Genomic DNA, 790 nt, shown 5'->3' with positions numbered 1-790 from the left:
TTACCTAAACTCCCTTTACCGTCGAGAACCATAGCCAGACTATAAGGCTCTTCACCAGTCGAGCAGGCCGCACTCCACAGCTTAATCTTCTGCTTCCCCACAAGCAGCTGTGGCAAGATTGTATCCCGCAGCACTTCCCACCGATTGGGATTTCGCCAAAATTCCGAAACATTGATCGTCATTCGATCCAGAAATTCATAGAATAGAGGTTTTTCCTTCATCATGGCATCATAAAAAGAAACAAAACTGGGAAACCCGTTTTTGTTGCGAAGCGTAGTTAACCGCCTTTTCATCTGTGCTTCTTTGTATTGTGCAAGATCAATACCTGTGCTGTCCTTGATTTTGCGGATAAACGCTGTGTAATCGGGGTCCGTCTGACCCAGTTCCATATCCGTCATGCTACCATCCTTCTTCATACGTAATTTAACTTACATCCAGGTCGCCACACTTTTTTCATACCGAACGGATTCTTCCGGCATGAAAAAATTTGCAATCTCGCGCTCTGCGCTCTCCGGTGAATCTGAACCATGAATGAGGTTAAACGGTGTATGTGCTGCAAAGTCTCCACGAATTGTGCCCGGAAGAGCTTCAGTTACTTGTGTTTTACCAATCAACAAGCGGGAAAGCGTAACGATGTTATCCCCTTCCCATACCATAGCAAACACAGGACTTGATGTGATAAAACCCACAAGCTCTTCAAAAAAAGGCTTGCCCACATGCTCCACATAATGCCGTTCTGCCTGTTCTCTAGATACTTGCACAAGCTTGCCAGCCGTCATTTTGAAGCCTT

The 790-nt window shown here is 45.6% G+C and carries 2 protein-coding genes; both read right to left on the bottom strand.

Annotated features, from left to right (window positions below; translation table 11 throughout):
• Positions 1-398 (bottom strand): CheR family methyltransferase (locus GRP75_RS28480; protein ID WP_337194293.1); only part of this gene is annotated, 398 nt, incomplete at its 3' end.
• 30 nt (positions 399-428) lie between these two features.
• On the bottom strand, positions 429-790 hold a 362-nt coding region (locus GRP75_RS28475), incomplete at its 5' end, for a nucleoside-diphosphate kinase (protein WP_160791057.1).

The organism is Paenibacillus sp. OT2-17 (assembly GCF_009827695.1).
GTDB lineage: Bacteria > Bacillota > Bacilli > Paenibacillales > Paenibacillaceae > Paenibacillus > Paenibacillus polymyxa_B.
Note: the sequence above shows the minus strand (reverse complement) of the source record. Positions and strands in the feature narration are given on the sequence as shown.